Source organism: Nocardia carnea NBRC 14403 (assembly GCF_000308515.1).
In the GTDB taxonomy this organism is placed as follows: Bacteria; Actinomycetota; Actinomycetes; order Mycobacteriales; family Mycobacteriaceae; genus Nocardia; species Nocardia carnea.
The window spans coordinates 106,581-122,697 of the sequence record NZ_BAFV01000015.1 but is presented as its reverse complement, the minus strand read 5'-3'; the positions used below and the strand labels follow the sequence as shown (position 1 = coordinate 122,697).

The following is a 16,117-nucleotide window of genomic DNA, read 5'->3' as shown; positions in this document are numbered from 1 at the left end:
TCCGCAGGACTGCCGGACTCCCACAGCGGTCGGCGGCGGTCACCACATCCGGTATCACACCGGTCCGCGGCGTCCGGAGGCCATAGACTGACCGCCATGCTTGCCGACGAGGCTGCCCAGGAAATCGCCGCCCGGACCTCCGTGGCCCGGCACCGGGTCGCGATAGTGCTCGGTTCGGGGTGGCAGGACGCCGCCACCGAACTCGGCGTCCCCACCGCCGAAATCCCCATGCCGGAGTTACCGGGATTCGCCGCGCCCACCGCACAGGGCCATATCGGCCGGGTGCTGTCGGTACCGGTCGGCGATATCGACGCCCTGGTCCTCATGGGCCGCCAGCACCTCTACGAGGGATATTCCCCCGCCGAAGTGGTGCATCCGGTGCGGACCGCGGTGGCGGCAGGCGCCGAAACGGTGATCCTGACCAACGCCGCCGGCGGTATCGGGCCCGGCCTGCGTGTCGGGGAGGCGGTGCTGGTGCGCGACCACATCAACCTCACCGGCGCGACCGCCCTCACCGGGCCCACATTCGTCGACATGGTGGATGCCTGGGATCCGGAACTACGGCACCTCGCCCGCCGGATCGACCCGGATCTCACCGACGGCGTATACGCCGGGCTCACCGGACCGCAGTACGAGACCCCCGCGGAAATCCGCATGCTGGCCACCATCGGAGCCGACCTGGTCGGCATGTCCACGGTGCTCGAGGCCATCGCGGCGCGCGCACTGGGTGCCCGGCTGCTCGGGATCTCGCTGGTCACCAATCTGGCGGCCGGTGTCACCGGGGCGCCGCTGGCGCACGCCGAGGTGCTGGCCGAAGGACAGGCCGCCGCGCCCCGGCTGGGCAAACTGCTGCGCGGGCTGCTGGAGCAGCTGTAGTGCTCACGTTCGGCACCGCGGGTCTGCGGGGCCCGCTGGGTCCGGGGCCGGACCGGATGAACGAGACCACCGTCGCCCACGCGACCGCGGGCCTGGCGGCATGGTTGCGGGACCGCTGCCTGGGCGGTGGACGGGTGGTGGTCGGCCGCGACGCCCGGCACGGGTCGGCGGAGTTCGCCGAAGTCACCGCCGAGGTGCTGGCCGCGGCCGGTTTCCCGGTGGTCCGGCTACCCGAACCGTGGCCGACGCCGGTGACCGCGTTCGCCGTCCGTGCGCTCGGCGCGGTGGCCGGTGTCCAGATCACCGCTTCGCACAACCCGCCCGCCGACAACGGCTACAAGGTGTACGTCGAGGGCGGCGCACAGTTGCTCGCTCCCGCCGATACCGAGATCGAGCAGCGGATCGCGGCGGTGACCGAACCGATCCCGCGTACCCCGGTGGAGACCTCGGACAGCGACCTGTACTCCCGCTACCTCGCCCGGGTCGCCCAGCTGCCGCAGCTGATCGGTGGTCCGGGCGAACGCGCGCGGATCCGGATCGCGCTCACACCGCTGCACGGGGTGGGCGGCGCCACGGTGGTGCAGGCGCTCACCGCGGCCGGGTTCACCGATATCCACACGGTGGCCGAACAGTTCACCCCGGACCCGGATTTCCCTACGGTCGCATTCCCGAATCCCGAGGAACCCGGCGCCGCCGACCTGCTGTTGCGGCTGGCCGAACGGGTGGATGCCGATCTGGCCCTCGCCCTCGATCCCGACGCGGACCGCTGCGCGCTCGGCGTGCCCACTCCCGAGGGCTGGCGCATGCTGCGCGGCGACGAGACCGGTGTATTGCTGGCCGATGCTGTGCTGCGAACCGCCGCACCGGATGCGCTGGTGGCGACCACGATCGTCTCGTCGCGGTTGCTCTCCCGGCTGGCCGCCGAGCGCGGCGCCCGTTACGCCGAAACTCTCACCGGCTTCAAATGGCTGGCCCGGGCGGGTGAGGGCCTGGTGTACGCGTACGAGGAGGCGCTCGGTCACTGTGTGGACCCGGCGGCCGTGCGTGACAAGGACGGTATCTCCGCCGCAGTGCTGGCCGCCGATCTGGTGGCGCGGCTGCGTGCACGGGGCCGCACCCTGCTCGACGAGCTCGACGATTACGCGCTGCGCTTCGGTGTGCATGCCGGCGATCAGGTCGCGCTGCGTCTGCCGGATCAGCAGGCCGCGGCGGCGGTGGTGAACACTTTGCGTACGACGCCACCGCGGGAACTCGCCGGTACCGCAGTCGATTACACCGATATGGCGCAGTTGCGCGGCCGGATGCGCACGGACGCGCTGCTGTTCACCGGTGACGGCCTGCGACTGGTGGTGCGCCCCTCGGGTACCGAACCGAAGCTCAAATGCTACCTGGAGGTGGTGCAGCCGGTTTCCCGCCGGGACGAGCTACCGGCCGCGAAAGAATCTGCCCGGCAACGCCTTTCGGCAGCAGCCGCGTACTGCCGGGCACTGGCGGCTTGAACGTGCTCACCGCGGGCCGAACTGCCGGTCACCGGCGTCACCCAGCCCGGGCACGATGAACGCGTCGTCGTCGAGCCGGTCATCGATCACCGCGGTCACCAACCGGACGGGCAGTCCCGAACCGGCCAGCGCCGCGATCCCCTCCGGCGCCGAGACCACGCATACCGCGGTGATATCCGTGGCCCCGCGCCCGGCCAGCAGCTTCAACGTGTGCACCATGGAGCCGCCGGTCGCCAGCATCGGATCCAGCACCATGACCGGTGTCGTGGACAGATCCTCGGGCAGCGATTCCAGATAGGGCACGGGCCGGTGCGTCTGTTCGTCCCGGGCGAGCCCGACGAACCCCACTCTCGATTGCGGGATCATATTCGTGGCCGCCTCCACCATGCCCAGCCCGGCCCGCAGAACCGGTACCAGCAGCGGCGGGTGTGCCAGGCGCACACCGCGGGTGGCGATGACCGGTGTGTCGATGTCGTAGTACTCGACCCGCGCATCGCGTAGCGCCTCGTAGACCAGTAGTCCGGACAGGTCGCGCAATGCGGCCCGGAACGCGGGATCGGGGGTGCGTTCGTCGCGGAGTGTGGTCAGCAGGCTCGCCACGAGCGGATGGTCCAGGGTGTGCGTGCGCATGGGGAAACGATAAGGTCGAACCCGCGCGCGCCGCCGTCGCGCCGGGGATTTCCGGATTTCGATTTTCGGTGGAACCGAGCGGGAAGCCGGTGCGTCGAATCCGGTAGATGACATACTCTGCCCGTTAAACGAAGTCGATGGGGGAACCTCTGATGGTGAACATCTCAGCCGATGCCGAAGGCATCGCGGCCTACGGCACCACTGCCGGGGTGATGGCCTCCGAGCTCGCGGCGGCAGGGGCCGGGACCTCGGGTGCCGCGCCCGCGATTCTCGGGCCGATCTTCGGTCTGGTCGGTGGCGATTTCCTGGCTGCCTATGCCGCCGCGCATGCGGGTCATACCGCGACGATCGGCCAATTGTCCGCCGTACTGGGCACCATGAGCGGAGCGGCGGGGGTGGCCGCCGTGAGTTACGCCGAGGCCGATACCAGCAATGCGGCCGCCCTGCGCGGTGCCGCCGGGGAGTGACCGGTGATCGACATCAGCGCACTGGCCAAACCGATTCTCGACCTGCTCGCCAGTTTCGGTACCGGCGTGCTCGGGACCGGCGGCCCGGGTGATTCGTTGCGGGCGGCGTCCACCGCGATCGATCAGGTGCATTTACTCGGCCGTACGGGCATCAATCTGATGAACACCGCCTGGGACGGTACCGGCGCCGACGCCGCGACCTCCAAGGCCTTGCGGGTGCAGACCTCCGCCGCGAGTATCTCCGACCGCGGCAACGAGATGGCCACGGTGATGGGGCAGGCGGCGGCCCATGTCGAAACCGGCAACAAGGATCTCACCGTCATCGCGCAATCGTTCGTGAACAACGCCACCGCGATGGCCCCCACCCTGGGTACTCCGGCCGGGTTGACGGTGCTGGTCGGGTCCGCGATCGATCATCTGGGGCAGGCGCTTGGTGTTGTGGGGCGGGTGCAGAACGAACTGCAGACCCATACGGCTTCCATGAACGAACTCGCCCCACCGCCGCCCACCCCGTCGGCCGCGAGCGCCGCGCCGGTGGCCGGCCAGGCGATCTCCACGGTGACCTCGGGCCTCAGCAGCGTCGCCGGGGTCGCCGGCACGATGATGAGCACCGCGATGTCGAGCCCCAGCGGCAGCACCACCACGACGAGCGCCGGAACACCGGGTAAGACGACCAGTTCCACCGGCACCACCTCCGGCGAGGGGGTCAAGATCACCCTGCCCGACGGCAGTGTCGTGGAGGCACCGAACGAGAAGGCGGCCACCGCGGTGAAATCCGCCCTCGGTTGTGTCGGCACCCCGTACGTCTGGGGCGGTAACACGCCGGGCGCCGGTCTGGACTGCAGCGGCCTGACGAAATACGCCTACGGCGAAGCCGGGGTCGAGATCCCACGCCTCGCCCACGAGCAGGCCAACGGCGCCACCCCCGTCTCCGCGGGCGATCTCATGCCCGGAGATCTGGCGATCTGGGACGGCCACGTGGCCATGGTGATCGGCAACGGCCAGATCGTCGAGGCCGGCGATCCGGTACAGGTCGGTTCCGTGCGCACCGAAAACAGCGGGATGGAGTTCTACGGGTTCTACCGGCCGACGGAATGAGTCGGCCATATGCCAGGCTGCCCCGCGATGGGCGGATATCCGATCATGACGACTGGACAGAAGTATGAGTGAGCAGCAGGTTCCCGAGATACCGAACGTCACCGTGGCCGGGAGCAGGAATCGCTCCGGCACACTGTCGGTACGGGCCACCGATCAGGGCATGCCGGTGGAGATCAAATTCGAGCGCAGCGAATACCGTTACGGCGCACAGGCACTCGCCGATGAGATCCTGCGGCTGACCAAACGTTCGACGATCGCAGCGCAGGCGAAACGCCGGGAACTACTGGCCGAGAACGGAATGCCGGCGGAGATCCTGGACCAGCTGGGGTTGCCGACCCGGCAGCAGGCGGTCGACGAACTGGATCGGATGGACGACGCCGACACCGGGCCGACGAGCTGGATGCGGCCGGTATGAGCCGCTGCGAATTGCCGGTCGCGCGGTATCAGCACGGCGCGCAACCACGGGGATCCAGGAGGGATGCAGCATGAGCGCGGAAATGGACGCCCTGGTCGCGGGGGCCACTCAGAAACTGGAGGCGCTCGAAGCGGCGCTGTACGGTCTGAAACAGATCCGGGGCCGGTTCACCACCGAGGACGGACTGGTGAGCGCGGAGATCGACAGCGAAGGGGCGCTGGTGGCTTTGCAACTCGCCGAGGGGGTCACCTCGCTCCCGCCCGCCGAAGCCGCACAGCTGATCCTCTCGGCGTGCCGCCAGGCCGCCGAGGAGGCCGGGGGCCGGCGCTCGGAGGTCGTTGCCGCACTGAACGAATCGTTCGCACCGGCGGCGCAAGCGGACGCACAACCGGCCGGAGGTTATCCCGGCAACGCCTGATCACGGCCGGTCGCGGGCCCGTTTCACAGGCGCCGCGGCGAGCAGACAGTGCTATCGGCACCACCTCGGCGTATGCTCCGGTCGTGCACCGCACGGGGTACGTCCATCGTCCGCTCCGGCTGTGGTCGGCCCAGGGGTGGGCTCGGCCCTGCTCTACCTATTAGGCTTCCGCGTATGGCTTCTGGAGACATCGTCCCGATCGAGCTCGGACTGACCGACGGCGATCTCGTCACCCTCTGGGCACCGCGCTGGCGTGACGGGGATGACGAGTGGGAAGCGTTCCTAGGACACGAGGACTCCCTGTACGGCTTCGAATCCGTGGCCGAACTGGCGGCCTTCATCCGGACCGATTCCGATAACGACCTGGTCGATCATCCCGCCTGGAAAGTTGTCGCCGGGCTATCGGCCGCGGAACTGGAGCCCGAGGACAACTACTCGTTCGACCTGGTCGGTGTCCCGGAGCTGGCCGCGGGTGATCCCGATGGCGATACCGTCGCCGAGCTCGAGGACACGCTGACCATGGTCCGCAATATCGGCGAGGTCTGCGAACTCGAGACGGTGACAAAGTTCTTCGCCACGCATCCGGCCCTCGGTGCGCTGGCCGGTGGTACCGGCATGTTCGTGGGCCGCGAGGGCCTGGAACTGTGGGATCAGATCGGCGCCGCGGTGGCCAAGAGCTGGGACGATGTGCTGGATTCGATCGATTCGGTGGTGCGTGTCCCGTCCGTGGACGCCGAAGCGGTGGCCCTGGCCGAGGCGGAATTGCTGGCCGCCGAGGAGAACGAGGTCGATGCCGACGATGTCGCCGATACCGACGACGACACCGATATCGAACCCGTCGATCTGACCGCCGACGACGAGGACGAAGACGAGGACCTCACGTTCTGGGAGGAAGTCGGGATCGACCCCGTCAAGATCGTCACCTCGGATTCGGAATATTTCACGTTGCGCTGCTATCTCGACGACGAGCCGATTTTCCTCGGGGCCAAGAAGTCCATTTCCGTATTCGGTAGCGAACGCGCCCTGGCCCGCTACCTCGCCGATGATCACGAACACGATCTGGCCCGGGTGAGTACCTTCGCCGAGGTGCAGACGGCCGCGGTGGACGGCTCGCTCGAGGTCGAGGTCACCGACGAGAACGTTTACGTGCTGCCCGGGCTGGCCGACGATCTGGCCGAGGGCCCCGAGGCGGTGGACACCGAGCAACTGGATCTGGTGCTGGAGTTGTTCACCGACGCCGCCGATTACGCCGAGGACGACGCGGTGGAACAGGCTCTGGCGAAATCGACTCCACTCGGCTGGTACGTCTCCTATCTGCTGAACCCGGACCCGACCCGGATGGCACCCAATCCGCCGTTCGACACCGAGGCCCGGGGCTGGCGTGAGCTGGAACGCAATTTCGAATCCCGGCTGACTCCGCGCTGAACCGGCCCGGTCGGCGCCCGGTTCGCGCAGCGGTAGGTCTCGATGTGGACACACGCAAGCCCATTCGGTCGATAAACCGGCACGAACTGGGCAAACTGTCTGGCCAGCGGTGTTTTGCCGTCGCGCAGCCTCGGCCGGTGCCCTCCGGGTGGGGACGGCAGCACACTGCGGTAGCAGGGCAGATGTACGAAGGAGGACGCATGCCGACAGTGCGGATCGATCTGGATCAGGATCTGCTGGCGGCCGCCGGCGCAATCATGGGAACGGGGACCGACAAGGCCACGATCCACGAGGCGCTGCGCCGGATCGTGGTCCACGAACGACAGCTCCGGCATTTCGAGCGGCTGGCTGCGTCGGCACTGAACCGGTCACCGCAGCCCGCAATCGTGGACAGCTGACAGCGCGAACTGTCGGTACCCGTTGGCATGATCCGGGCATACGGAGTCCGGAGGGGGAATCATGTCGGTACCGATCACCGATCTGCCCGTCACTCAGCGTCCACGTGAGCGGCTGTATGCACTGGGCCCGCAGGCGCTGAGCGACGGCGAACTACTGGCACTGCTGCTCGGTCAGGGCCGACGCGGGGCGAGCGCGGTCGAACTGGCCTTCGCCCTCCTTGCCGAATTCGGTGGAGTAACCGGATTGTCCTCGGCACGTCCCGAGGAACTCGCCCGCCTCGGCGGTGTGGGCACCGCCAAGGCCGCCGCGATCATCGCCGCCTTCCAACTCGCCGCCCGCGCCCGCCTCGGCCCGGCACCCGCGCCACCCCTGTTGCGCGCCGAGGATATCGCGCTGGCAGCCGCTCCACTGTTCGCCGGGGCGCGGATCGAGCGTCTGCTGGTGCTGGTCTGCGATACGCGCAACCGACTGCGGCGATCGGTATTCGTCGCCGAAGGCGCCATCGACGAGGTGGCGGTGCCGGTACGCGAAATCCTCAACACCGTGCTCCGGAACGACGGCCGAGCTTTCGCCCTGGTACACAACCACCCCTCCGGTGACCCCTCCCCCAGTCTCGACGACCGGCGCGCCAGTAGCGTGGTCGCGGCCGCGGCGCATACCGTCGGCCTCCGTTTCCTGGACCATGTGGTGCTCGCCGGCGAGCAGTGGCGACGCGCCGCCCCACTCGAGGAGCCGGACCCGTGATCAGCCGGATTCGTCCTCGGCGATCGCCGCCGTACTGCGTTCTCGGGCGCGGCGTCGCGCGATGACCAGTCGGGACCCGATGAGCCCCTGCCGGGGTGCGAACAGATAGACCAGGGTGAACACCACGCCCTGCGCGAGAACCATGGTCGCGCCGGGCGCGGTATCGGCGTAGTAGCTGACGTAGAGGCCGATGAGGGCACAGAGCGCCGAAATGACCGGGGCCAGCACCAGCATCCGACCGAACCGATCGGTGAGCAGGTAGGCGGTGGCGCCCGGGATGATCAGCATGGCCACCACCAGAACGACGCCCACGGCCTGCAACGCCACGACAGCCGTCACCGCCAGCAATCCGAGCAGTGTCGCGCCGAGTACGCGCGGGTTCAGGCCGATGGCGTAGGCGTGGATACGGTCGAAGGCGTACAGCGTGAAATCGCGTCGTTTGAGGACGAGAACCACGAAGACGAAGGCGGCCAGGACGGCGATCTGCACCAGTTCGTCCGGTCCGACGCCGAGGATATTGCCGAAGATGATGTGGTTGAGGTCGGTATCGCTGGGGGTCACCGAGATCAGGACCAGGCCGAAGGCGAACAGAGTGGTGAACACGATGCCGATGGCGGCGTCCTCTTTCACCCGGCTGGTATCGCGGACCAGGCCGATCAGTGCCACGGCCAGGAAGCCGAAGATCACCGCGCCGACGGCGAACGGAACTCCCGCGATGTACGCGAGCACCACCCCGGGCAGCACGGCGTGCGAGACCGCATCGCCCATGAGCGACCAGCCGACGAGTACCAGCCAGCACGAGAGCAGGCCGCAGACGATCGCGGCGATCAGGCTCGTGATCAACGCGCGGACCATGAAGGCGTACCGCAGCGGTTCGAGCAGGAATTCGACAATATCCATGACACTCACCTGATTGCTCCGAGGAAACCGGCGACCCGGGCGGAAGTCAACGTTGTTCCAGCACGTCGAGTCCGAACGCCAGCGCGAGATTTTCCGGACGCAGAGCCTCCTCGGTGCTGCCGTGCACCAGCACCCGGTGCATGAGCAGCGCCGCCTCGTCGGCCAGTCCGGGCAGAGCGTGCAGGTCGTGGGTGGAGATCAGGACTGTCGCACCGCCGGCGGCCAGTTCACGCAGCAATCCGGTGATCGTCGCCTCGGAGCGTTTGTCCACACCCGCGAACGGTTCGTCGAGCAGGAGGACCCGCGCGTCCTGCGCAATCCCCCGGGCCACGAAGGCGCGTTTACGCTGGCCGCCGGAGAGCCGCCCGATCTGCCGATCCGCGAGATCGGTCAGTTCGACCCGCTCCAGCGCCTCGTCTACCGCGGCCCGGTCGGTACGGCTCACGCGCCGGGTGAAACCCATCCGGCCGTAGCGGCCGGTGGTCACCACATCGCGGACCGACAGCGGGAACGACCAGTCCACCGCTTCGCTCTGCGGTACATATCCGAGTGCTCCGGAGCGGCGCGCCATCGCCGGTTTCTCACCACCGATACGGACGGTGCCGCGGTCCGGGACGATCATGCCCATCAGCGTTTTGAACAGCGTCGATTTACCCGAGCCGTTCATTCCGATCAGCGCACATACGCGGCCGGGGTCCACCGCCAGCCGGACGCCGTCGAGGGCCTGCACCTCGCCGTAGTAGACAGTGACGCCGTCGACGTCGATCGCGGGGATTGTCATGACCGGCTCCCGGTGAGTGCGGCGGCGATAGTTTCGGCGTCGTGGCGGATCAGGTCCAGATAGGTCGGCACCGGACCGTCCGCCGCGGACAGCGAGTCCACATAGAGAACACCGCCGAACCGCGCACCCGTAGCCTCGACGACCCGCTGCATAGGCGCGTCGGAGACGGTGGATTCGCAGAACACCGCGGGTACCTGATTGTCGCGGACGTATTCGATCAACCGAGTGATCTGCTGCGGTGTGGCCTGCTGTTCGGCATTGACCGGCCAGATATAGGCCTCCGACAGACCAGCGTCGCGAGCCAGGTAAGAGAACGCGCCTTCGCAGGTCACCAGGGCGCGCTGCCGGCGCGGCAGATCGCGAAGTTCGGCGACGAGTTCATCGTGCACCTGCTGTAACCGCAGCTTGTAGTTGTCACCGTTGGCCCGGAACACGGCACCGTGTTCGGGGGCAAGGCGGGTGAAGGCGGCCACCATATTGTCGACATAGGTCTGGACGTTGAGCGGGGACATCCAGGCGTGCGGGTTGGGTTTGCCCGCGTAGGCGTCGGAGGTGATGGGTACCGAGGCCACTCCCTCGCTCACGGTGACGTGCTCGGCGTCGAGGTCGGCGACGAACTGGCCGAACCAGGCCTCCAGGTTCATCCCGTTGTCGAGGATAAGATCGGCTTTGGCGGCACGTTTGATATCGCCGGGCGTCGGTTCGTAGCCGTGGATCTCCGAACCGGGTTTTGTGAGCGACTGCACCTCGAGGTGTTCACCTGCGATATTGCCGGCGATATCGGCCAGCACGGTGAAGGTGGTGACCACCACCGGTTTCCCGTTGCGTGGCAGGTGGAAGGTCTGGCAGGCGGTGAGGACGACCGCTGTTGCGCAGACCGCCAATACAGCGGTGAGCCGGAGAAATACCTGCATGCCGAACCACCGCCTTCCAGTCAGAATGGTAAGTTCGGGTACCCGAATTATCAAGTTCGTGTGACGAAACCCGAACGACCGGGAATGCAAAACCGCCCCCGTGCAGGACACGGGGGCGGTTGCGACGACAACGAATCAGCGCGCGAACAGCAGTGCGCGCTTGACTTCCTGAATCGCCTTGGTGACCTCGATACCGCGCGGGCAGGCATCGGTGCAGTTGAAGGTGGTGCGGCAGCGCCACACCCCGTCGACCTCGTTGAGGATGTCCAGACGCTCCCGGGCACCCTCGTCGCGGCTGTCGAAGATGAAGCGGTGCGCGTTCACGATCGCGGCCGGGCCGAAGTAGCTGCCGTCGTGCCAGTACACCGGGCACGAGGTGGTGCAGCAGGCACACAGGATGCATTTGGTGGTGTCGTCGAACCGGGCGCGATCGGCCTGACTCTGGATCCGCTCGTAGGTGGGCTCGTTACCGGAGGTCATCAGGTACGGCTTCACCGCCCGGAACGCGTCGAAGAACGGTTCCATATCGACGATCAGGTCCTTCTCCACCGGCAGGCCGCGGATCGGCTCGACGGAGATCGTGACCGGTTTACCGTTCTTCGGCAGCATATCCTTCATCAGGACCTTGCAGGCCAGCCGGTTCACACCGTTGATCCGCATCGCGTCCGACCCGCACACCCCGTGCGCACAGGAGCGCCGGAAGGTGAGCGTGCCGTCCAGGTAGGACTTGATGTAGATGAGGACGTTCAGGAAGCGGTCCGTCGGCAGCGCCGGCACCTGGAACGACTCCCAGTGCTGGCCCTGCCCGTCCTCCGGGTTGAACCGCGCCACCTTGACGGTGATCATGGTCGAGCCCTCGGGCACCGGCGCCGGGTTCGCGGCTGCGGGCTTTTCGGCTACAGCGGTCATCAGTACTTACGCTCCATCGGCTCGTAACGGGTCTGCACCACCGGCTTGAAGTCCAGCCGGATATCCGAGAGGAGATCCGCGCCTTCCTTGTAGGCCATCGTGTGCCGCATGAAGTTCACATCGTCGCGGTCCGGGTAGTCCTCGCGGGCGTGACCACCACGCGACTCCTTGCGGTTGAGCGCGCCGACCACCGTGACTTCGGCCAGCTCCAGCAGGAAGCCCAGCTCCAGGGCCTCGAGCAGATCACTGTTGTAGCGTTTGCCCTTGTCCTGCACCGTAATCCGGGCGTAACGCTCCTTGAGCGCGTGGATATCGGTGAGGGCCTGCTTGAGCGTGTCCTCGGTGCGGAACACCGAGGCGTTGTTGTCCATCGACCGCTGCAATTCGGTGCGGATATCGGCGACCCGCTCGTTGCCGTGGTCGGACAGGATCAGCGAGAGCCAGTCCTGCACCATCTGCGCGGGACTCTCCGGCATCTCGACGAATTCGGCGCGCTGCGCGTATTCGGCGGCGGCGATACCGGCGCGCCGGCCGAATACGTTGATATCGAGCAGCGAGTTGGTGCCGAGCCGGTTGGCGCCGTGCACGGAGACACAGGCGCATTCGCCGGCGGCGTACAGGCCGGGGACGACATCGGTGTTGTTGCGCAGCACCTCGCCCTGGATGCGGGTCGGGATACCACCCATCACGTAGTGACAGGTCGGGAAGACCGGCACCAGTTCCTTCACCGGGTCCACACCCAGGTACGTGCGGGCGAATTCGGTGATATCGGGGAGCTTCTCCTCGAGGACGTCCTCGCCGAGGTGGGTCACGTCGATATAGACGTAATCCTTGTTCGGGCCGGCGCCGCGGCCCTCGAGCACCTCGAGCACCATCGAACGGGCGACGATATCGCGCGGCGCGAGATCCTTGATGGTGGGCGCGTAGCGCTCCATGAATCGCTCGCCGTCCACATTGCGCAGGATGCCACCCTCACCGCGGACCGCCTCGGAGATGAGGATGCCGAGCCCGGCCAGGCCCGTCGGATGGAACTGGTGGAATTCCATATCCTCGAGCGGCAGGCCCTTGCGGAACACGATCGCCATACCGTCGCCGGTGAGCGTATGCGCGTTGGAGGTGGTCTTGTACATCCGGCCGGAACCGCCGGTGGCGAAGACGATCGACTTGGCATGGAACACGTGCAGTTCGCCGGTAGCCAGCTCGTAGGCGACCACGCCGGTGGCGACCGGGCCCCGCTCGGTATCTGTCATCACCAGATCGAGCACGTAGAACTCGTTGTAGAACTCCACGTCGTGTTTGACGCAGTTCTGGTACAGCGTCTGCAGGATCATGTGACCGGTACGGTCGGCCGCGTAGCAGGCACGCCGCACCGGGGCCTTGCCGTGGTCACGGGTGTGCCCGCCGAACCGGCGCTGGTCGATCTTGCCCTCGGGCGTGCGGTTGAACGGCAGGCCCATCTTCTCCAGGTCCAGTACCGCGTCGATGGCCTCTTTGGCCATGATCTCCGCCGCGTCCTGGTCGACCAGGTAGTCGCCACCCTTCACCGTGTCGAAGGTGTGCCACTCCCAGTTGTCCTCTTCGACATTGGCCAGGGCCGCGCACATACCGCCCTGGGCCGCGCCGGTGTGGCTGCGGGTGGGGTACAGCTTGGTCAGCACCGCGGTACGCGCCCGGGGGCCGGCCTCGATGGCCGCCCGCATACCCGCGCCACCGGCGCCGACGATCACGACGTCGTAGCGGTGCTCCTGAACAGGCCGAGACTCAACAGTGGTGTCGGTTCGTTCGCTGCTCTCACTCATGCGAGGGGGCCGTTCCTAACTGATGTTGGGGTCGAAGGTGAAGATGACGTAGGTGCCCACGCCCATGATCAGGATCATCGACAGCACCAACAGCGTATTCAGCCAGAAGCGGGTCGAATCCTTGCGCGAGTAGTCGGCGATCACGGTGCGCAGACCGTTGCCGCCGTGCAACTGCGCCAGCCACAGCATGGCCAGATCCCAGATCTGCCAGAACGGGCTCGCCCAGCGGCCGGCCACGAACGCGAAGTTCAACCGTTTCACACCACCGTCGAGCAGCAACATGATCGCCATATGACCGAGGACCAGCACAATCAGCGCGACACCGGAGAAACGCATGAACAGCCACGCGTACTTCTCGAAGTTGCTGCTTGCGTGGCCTCGCGGCGACCGCGGGAGATCCAGGCTCGCCGGGCGATCGTGAGATTTACCGAGAACAGGTGCAGTCATGGCTCAGTGCTCCGTCAACAGTAGGTAGAACATGCGGCCGATCGTGGGCACCATGAGCACCACCAGCAGGCCGATGATGCCCCAGAGCATCTGCTTCTGATAGCGCGGGCCCTGCGACCAGAAGTCCACCAGGATGACCCGCACACCGTTGAGCGCGTGGAACAGCACGCAGAAGACCAGGCCCATTTCCATGAGCGCGACGATCGGCGTCTTGTAGAGCTCGATCGCCTCGTCGTAGATTTCGGGACTGACTCGGACGAGCGCGGTGTCCAGGACGTGCACGAACAGGAAGAAGAAGACCGTGACACCGGTGATCCGGTGCAGGGCCCAGGACCACATACCGGGGTCGCCTCGGTACAGCGTTTTACGCTTCGGCTGAGCCGGAGCTTCTATCGTGGCCATAGAGTCTCGGTGCCTCCAACATCGTTGATGGACCCGGTCACAGATCCCGGCACCGGTGCGGTGGAGCCGGGATTCGGTGACGCACCAGCCGGGTTGTGACAGGGCCCTATCCCGGGGCCGCGGTCGCTGGGCTCGCCGCCGCCGAACGTGTAACCGATCTGATCTGGACTCTAATCCCCTCACATTGGCGGAACTAATTCGGCGTGCCGCGCGTTGCAGCGATATCAGGCAGGTTAGGGTCGCCTTTCTCCGGTCGCCACAGGGTTACGCGACGGGTCACCCACGCCCGCACAACCCGGCCTGCCGAACATGTCCCGCGCCGGTATTCAACTGGTAATTCATTGCCCGGCAACGGTTTTACCGAATCGACACGATTCCACGCGAACGGGGCCCGATTTCCGCCGGCGACGAATGCTCTCAATGCCGAGGTCGCCATTGTGCGCCGGGGCAATGTGCAAAATGTCTCAGTGGAATGGGTCAAGTTACTCGAGAGTAGCCGAAGAATCGGGCGCCCGGCGAAAGATCTCCCGGAAATCGTGACACCGGCCCACGCGCCGGGCGGAACAAGAGACCCGCCCGGCGCCGCGGCCGAACCACTCGTATCCCGGCGACGGCTCAGTCGCCCTCGCCGATCGCCTCCACCCGCAACCGCACCGCTTCGTAGTTGAACTCCGTATCGACGATATCGCCGGTCACATGCCCGAGTAGCGCCTGACTGGCCGGTGCGCTCTCCGGGTACCTGCCCACCGCGGGATCGGCGTCGTAATCGGGCACGATCTGGTACTCCAGCTGCACCTCGACCTCGTCGAACGCATTGAGCCTGGACAACATAAGTTTCGAATACACCATGACGATGAGGAACTTCGGAAGCGTCATTCGGCACCTTCCTGGCGACCACGAGGCCGGGCCGGACGGCCCGGCACCCTACATATCTCCGAACCGAACGCGGTGTTTCAGTGTTGATGGCGCCGACTCCGTCGGCGCGGGTTTTGGCCCCCCTTGGTCCCTGCTGTCAGCACTCGATGCTCGCGGCTGCGCCGCATCGCATCGAGCACTGACAGCAGGGACGGGCCAAAACCTCACAGGGCCTCGTAAGACTCGGCTGCGCCGCTGGTCACGTCCGGTCCGCAGGGTTGGCCGAAACTGGCACATCTCGCTGAACTCGGCACCGCCGCTGGTCACATCGGGTTTGTGGTGGGCCGCACCGAGCACCGCGCCACCGATGGTCGCGTTTGGGGTCGGCCGAGCTCGGGTCAGCTACGCCGAGCGCTGCGCCACCGATGGTCGCATTCGATTTGCGGTGGGCCGAGTACACGTGAGCCGCGCCGGGCGCTGCGCCACCGGTGGGTCGCGTCGGGTTCGGCGCGGACCCGCGGCGCGTCACCACTTCGGGCCGGCCGACGAGCCGACAGCCGCTGCGCGGTCCCCGCTCGTCGGCCACGGTGAGCTCGGAACGACTGGGCGGTGCGGTGGCGACAACGGTAGACATGGAAGCCGACCGTTCGACCACACACACCTACGGGAGCGCGTATGGGTATCGACTGGGCAGGGCTGCGGGCCGAGGCGTTTGCGGCGATGAGCCGGGCCTATGCGCCCTACTCCCGGTTCCCGGTGGGGGCGGCGGGCTGGGACGGGGAAACGATCTCGATCGGCTGCAATGTGGAAAACGTGTCCTATGGGCTGGGGTTGTGCGCGGAATGTGTCCTGGTCGGCAACCAGCGCACCCGGTCACCGGCTCGGCTGATCGCGGTATCCGTCTGCGATTCACGGGGAGAGATCCTGCTGCCCTGTGGTCGCTGCCGGCAGGTGCTGTACGAGTTCGGGGGCAAAGAACTCTTGATCGACCATCCCGCGGGCCCGCTCCCGCTGGGGGATCTACTGCGCGATGCTTTCGGACCGGACGACCTCGCGGCCGGTCGCATCTGATCGGTCTCATCCCGTGGCTGTCGAGCGGCGGTTCGAGCCCAGCGCCCGGATCCGGTCAGCGAACCCAG

19 protein-coding genes are annotated in these 16,117 nt (G+C 66.9%); 10 read left to right on the top strand and 9 right to left on the bottom strand.

Going from position 1 to position 16,117, the window contains the following annotated elements; all coding sequences use genetic code 11:
• Positions 1-9: 9 nt before the first annotated feature.
• Both ON22_RS04630 and ON22_RS04625 read left to right on the top strand, forming a co-directional pair.
• Complete coding sequence (locus ON22_RS04630; protein ID WP_373280842.1) at positions 10-876, top strand: purine-nucleoside phosphorylase; 867 nt, start codon at positions 10-12, stop codon at positions 874-876.
• The gene (locus ON22_RS04625; RefSeq protein ID WP_033244348.1) at positions 876-2,375 is read left to right on the top strand and encodes a phospho-sugar mutase; all 1,500 of its coding nucleotides are present in this window, start codon (positions 876-878) and stop codon (positions 2,373-2,375) included. The genes ON22_RS04630 and ON22_RS04625 overlap by 1 nt, the downstream gene beginning before the upstream one ends.
• Positions 2,376-2,381: 6 nt before the next feature.
• Here ON22_RS04625 and upp read toward each other — a convergent pair whose 3' ends face one another.
• Entirely contained in the window at positions 2,382-3,005 is a 624-nt protein-coding gene (gene upp / locus ON22_RS04620; RefSeq protein ID WP_033244347.1) for a uracil phosphoribosyltransferase, read from the bottom strand.
• A gap of 152 nt (positions 3,006-3,157) precedes the next feature.
• Between upp and ON22_RS04615 the strand changes: the two genes are divergently transcribed.
• The 7 genes from ON22_RS04615 to ON22_RS04585 all read left to right on the top strand — a co-directional run bounded on the left by ON22_RS04615 (position 3,158) and on the right by ON22_RS04585 (position 7,971).
• Positions 3,158-3,472 carry a type VII secretion target gene (locus ON22_RS04615; RefSeq protein ID WP_033244659.1) on the top strand — a complete coding sequence of 105 codons (315 nt, stop codon included), beginning with the start codon at positions 3,158-3,160 and terminating at the stop codon, positions 3,470-3,472.
• Positions 3,473-3,475: 3 nt separating this feature from the next.
• Positions 3,476-4,570 carry a C40 family peptidase gene (locus ON22_RS04610; protein ID WP_033244346.1) on the top strand — a complete coding sequence of 365 codons (1,095 nt, stop codon included), beginning with the start codon at positions 3,476-3,478 and terminating at the stop codon, positions 4,568-4,570.
• A gap of 64 nt (positions 4,571-4,634) precedes the next feature.
• On the top strand, positions 4,635-4,985 hold the full coding sequence (locus ON22_RS04605; protein WP_051157155.1) for a hypothetical protein: 351 nt from the start codon (positions 4,635-4,637) through the stop codon (positions 4,983-4,985).
• Positions 4,986-5,055: 70 nt separating this feature from the next.
• Positions 5,056-5,403 (top strand): YbaB/EbfC family nucleoid-associated protein, encoded by a 348-nt coding sequence (locus ON22_RS04600; RefSeq protein WP_033244345.1) that lies wholly within the window; start codon positions 5,056-5,058, stop codon positions 5,401-5,403.
• Positions 5,404-5,577: 174 nt separating this feature from the next.
• Positions 5,578-6,828 (top strand): SatS C-terminal domain-containing protein, encoded by a 1,251-nt coding sequence (locus ON22_RS04595; protein ID WP_033244344.1) that lies wholly within the window; start codon positions 5,578-5,580, stop codon positions 6,826-6,828.
• 200 nt (positions 6,829-7,028) lie between these two features.
• Complete coding sequence (locus tag ON22_RS04590) at positions 7,029-7,226, top strand: type II toxin-antitoxin system VapB family antitoxin (RefSeq protein ID WP_033244343.1); 198 nt, start codon at positions 7,029-7,031, stop codon at positions 7,224-7,226.
• A 61-nt stretch (positions 7,227-7,287) separates the two neighbouring features.
• A complete protein-coding gene (locus tag ON22_RS04585) occupies positions 7,288-7,971 on the top strand; it encodes a JAB domain-containing protein (protein WP_081595326.1) in 684 nt (227 codons plus the stop codon).
• On the opposite strand, the gene ON22_RS04580 is transcribed toward ON22_RS04585, so the two are convergent.
• The 8 genes from ON22_RS04580 to ON22_RS04545 form a co-directional block, all read right to left on the bottom strand.
• Entirely contained in the window at positions 7,972-8,871 is a 900-nt protein-coding gene (locus ON22_RS04580; protein WP_033244342.1) for a metal ABC transporter permease, read from the bottom strand. It abuts the gene before it with no gap.
• Positions 8,872-8,917: 46 nt separating this feature from the next.
• Positions 8,918-9,652: a metal ABC transporter ATP-binding protein gene (locus tag ON22_RS04575; RefSeq protein WP_033244341.1), complete on the bottom strand. Its 735-nt coding sequence runs from the start codon at positions 9,650-9,652 to the stop codon at positions 8,918-8,920.
• Complete coding sequence (locus ON22_RS04570; protein ID WP_174375552.1) at positions 9,649-10,566, bottom strand: metal ABC transporter substrate-binding protein; 918 nt, start codon at positions 10,564-10,566, stop codon at positions 9,649-9,651. Before ON22_RS04570 ends, ON22_RS04575 begins: the two co-directional genes overlap by 4 nt.
• A gap of 135 nt (positions 10,567-10,701) precedes the next feature.
• On the bottom strand, positions 10,702-11,475 hold the full coding sequence (locus ON22_RS04565; RefSeq protein ID WP_033244340.1) for a succinate dehydrogenase iron-sulfur subunit: 774 nt from the start codon (positions 11,473-11,475) through the stop codon (positions 10,702-10,704).
• Positions 11,475-13,274 carry a succinate dehydrogenase flavoprotein subunit gene (sdhA, locus tag ON22_RS04560; RefSeq protein ID WP_051157154.1) on the bottom strand — a complete coding sequence of 600 codons (1,800 nt, stop codon included), beginning with the start codon at positions 13,272-13,274 and terminating at the stop codon, positions 11,475-11,477. The genes ON22_RS04565 and sdhA overlap by 1 nt, the downstream gene beginning before the upstream one ends.
• A 15-nt stretch (positions 13,275-13,289) precedes the next feature.
• Positions 13,290-13,721, bottom strand: a complete 432-nt coding sequence (locus ON22_RS04555) for a succinate dehydrogenase hydrophobic membrane anchor subunit (protein ID WP_033244339.1) — start codon at positions 13,719-13,721, stop codon at positions 13,290-13,292.
• A gap of 3 nt (positions 13,722-13,724) precedes the next feature.
• Positions 13,725-14,123 (bottom strand): succinate dehydrogenase, cytochrome b556 subunit, encoded by a 399-nt coding sequence (sdhC, locus tag ON22_RS04550; RefSeq protein ID WP_081595325.1) that lies wholly within the window; start codon positions 14,121-14,123, stop codon positions 13,725-13,727.
• 615 nt (positions 14,124-14,738) lie between these two features.
• Positions 14,739-14,999: a GreA/GreB family elongation factor gene (locus ON22_RS04545; RefSeq protein WP_043739836.1), complete on the bottom strand. Its 261-nt coding sequence runs from the start codon at positions 14,997-14,999 to the stop codon at positions 14,739-14,741.
• A 654-nt stretch (positions 15,000-15,653) separates the two neighbouring features.
• Between ON22_RS04545 and ON22_RS04540 the strand changes: the two genes are divergently transcribed.
• The gene (locus tag ON22_RS04540; protein ID WP_033244336.1) at positions 15,654-16,049 is read left to right on the top strand and encodes a cytidine deaminase; all 396 of its coding nucleotides are present in this window, start codon (positions 15,654-15,656) and stop codon (positions 16,047-16,049) included.
• Positions 16,050-16,117 lie beyond the last annotated feature (68 nt).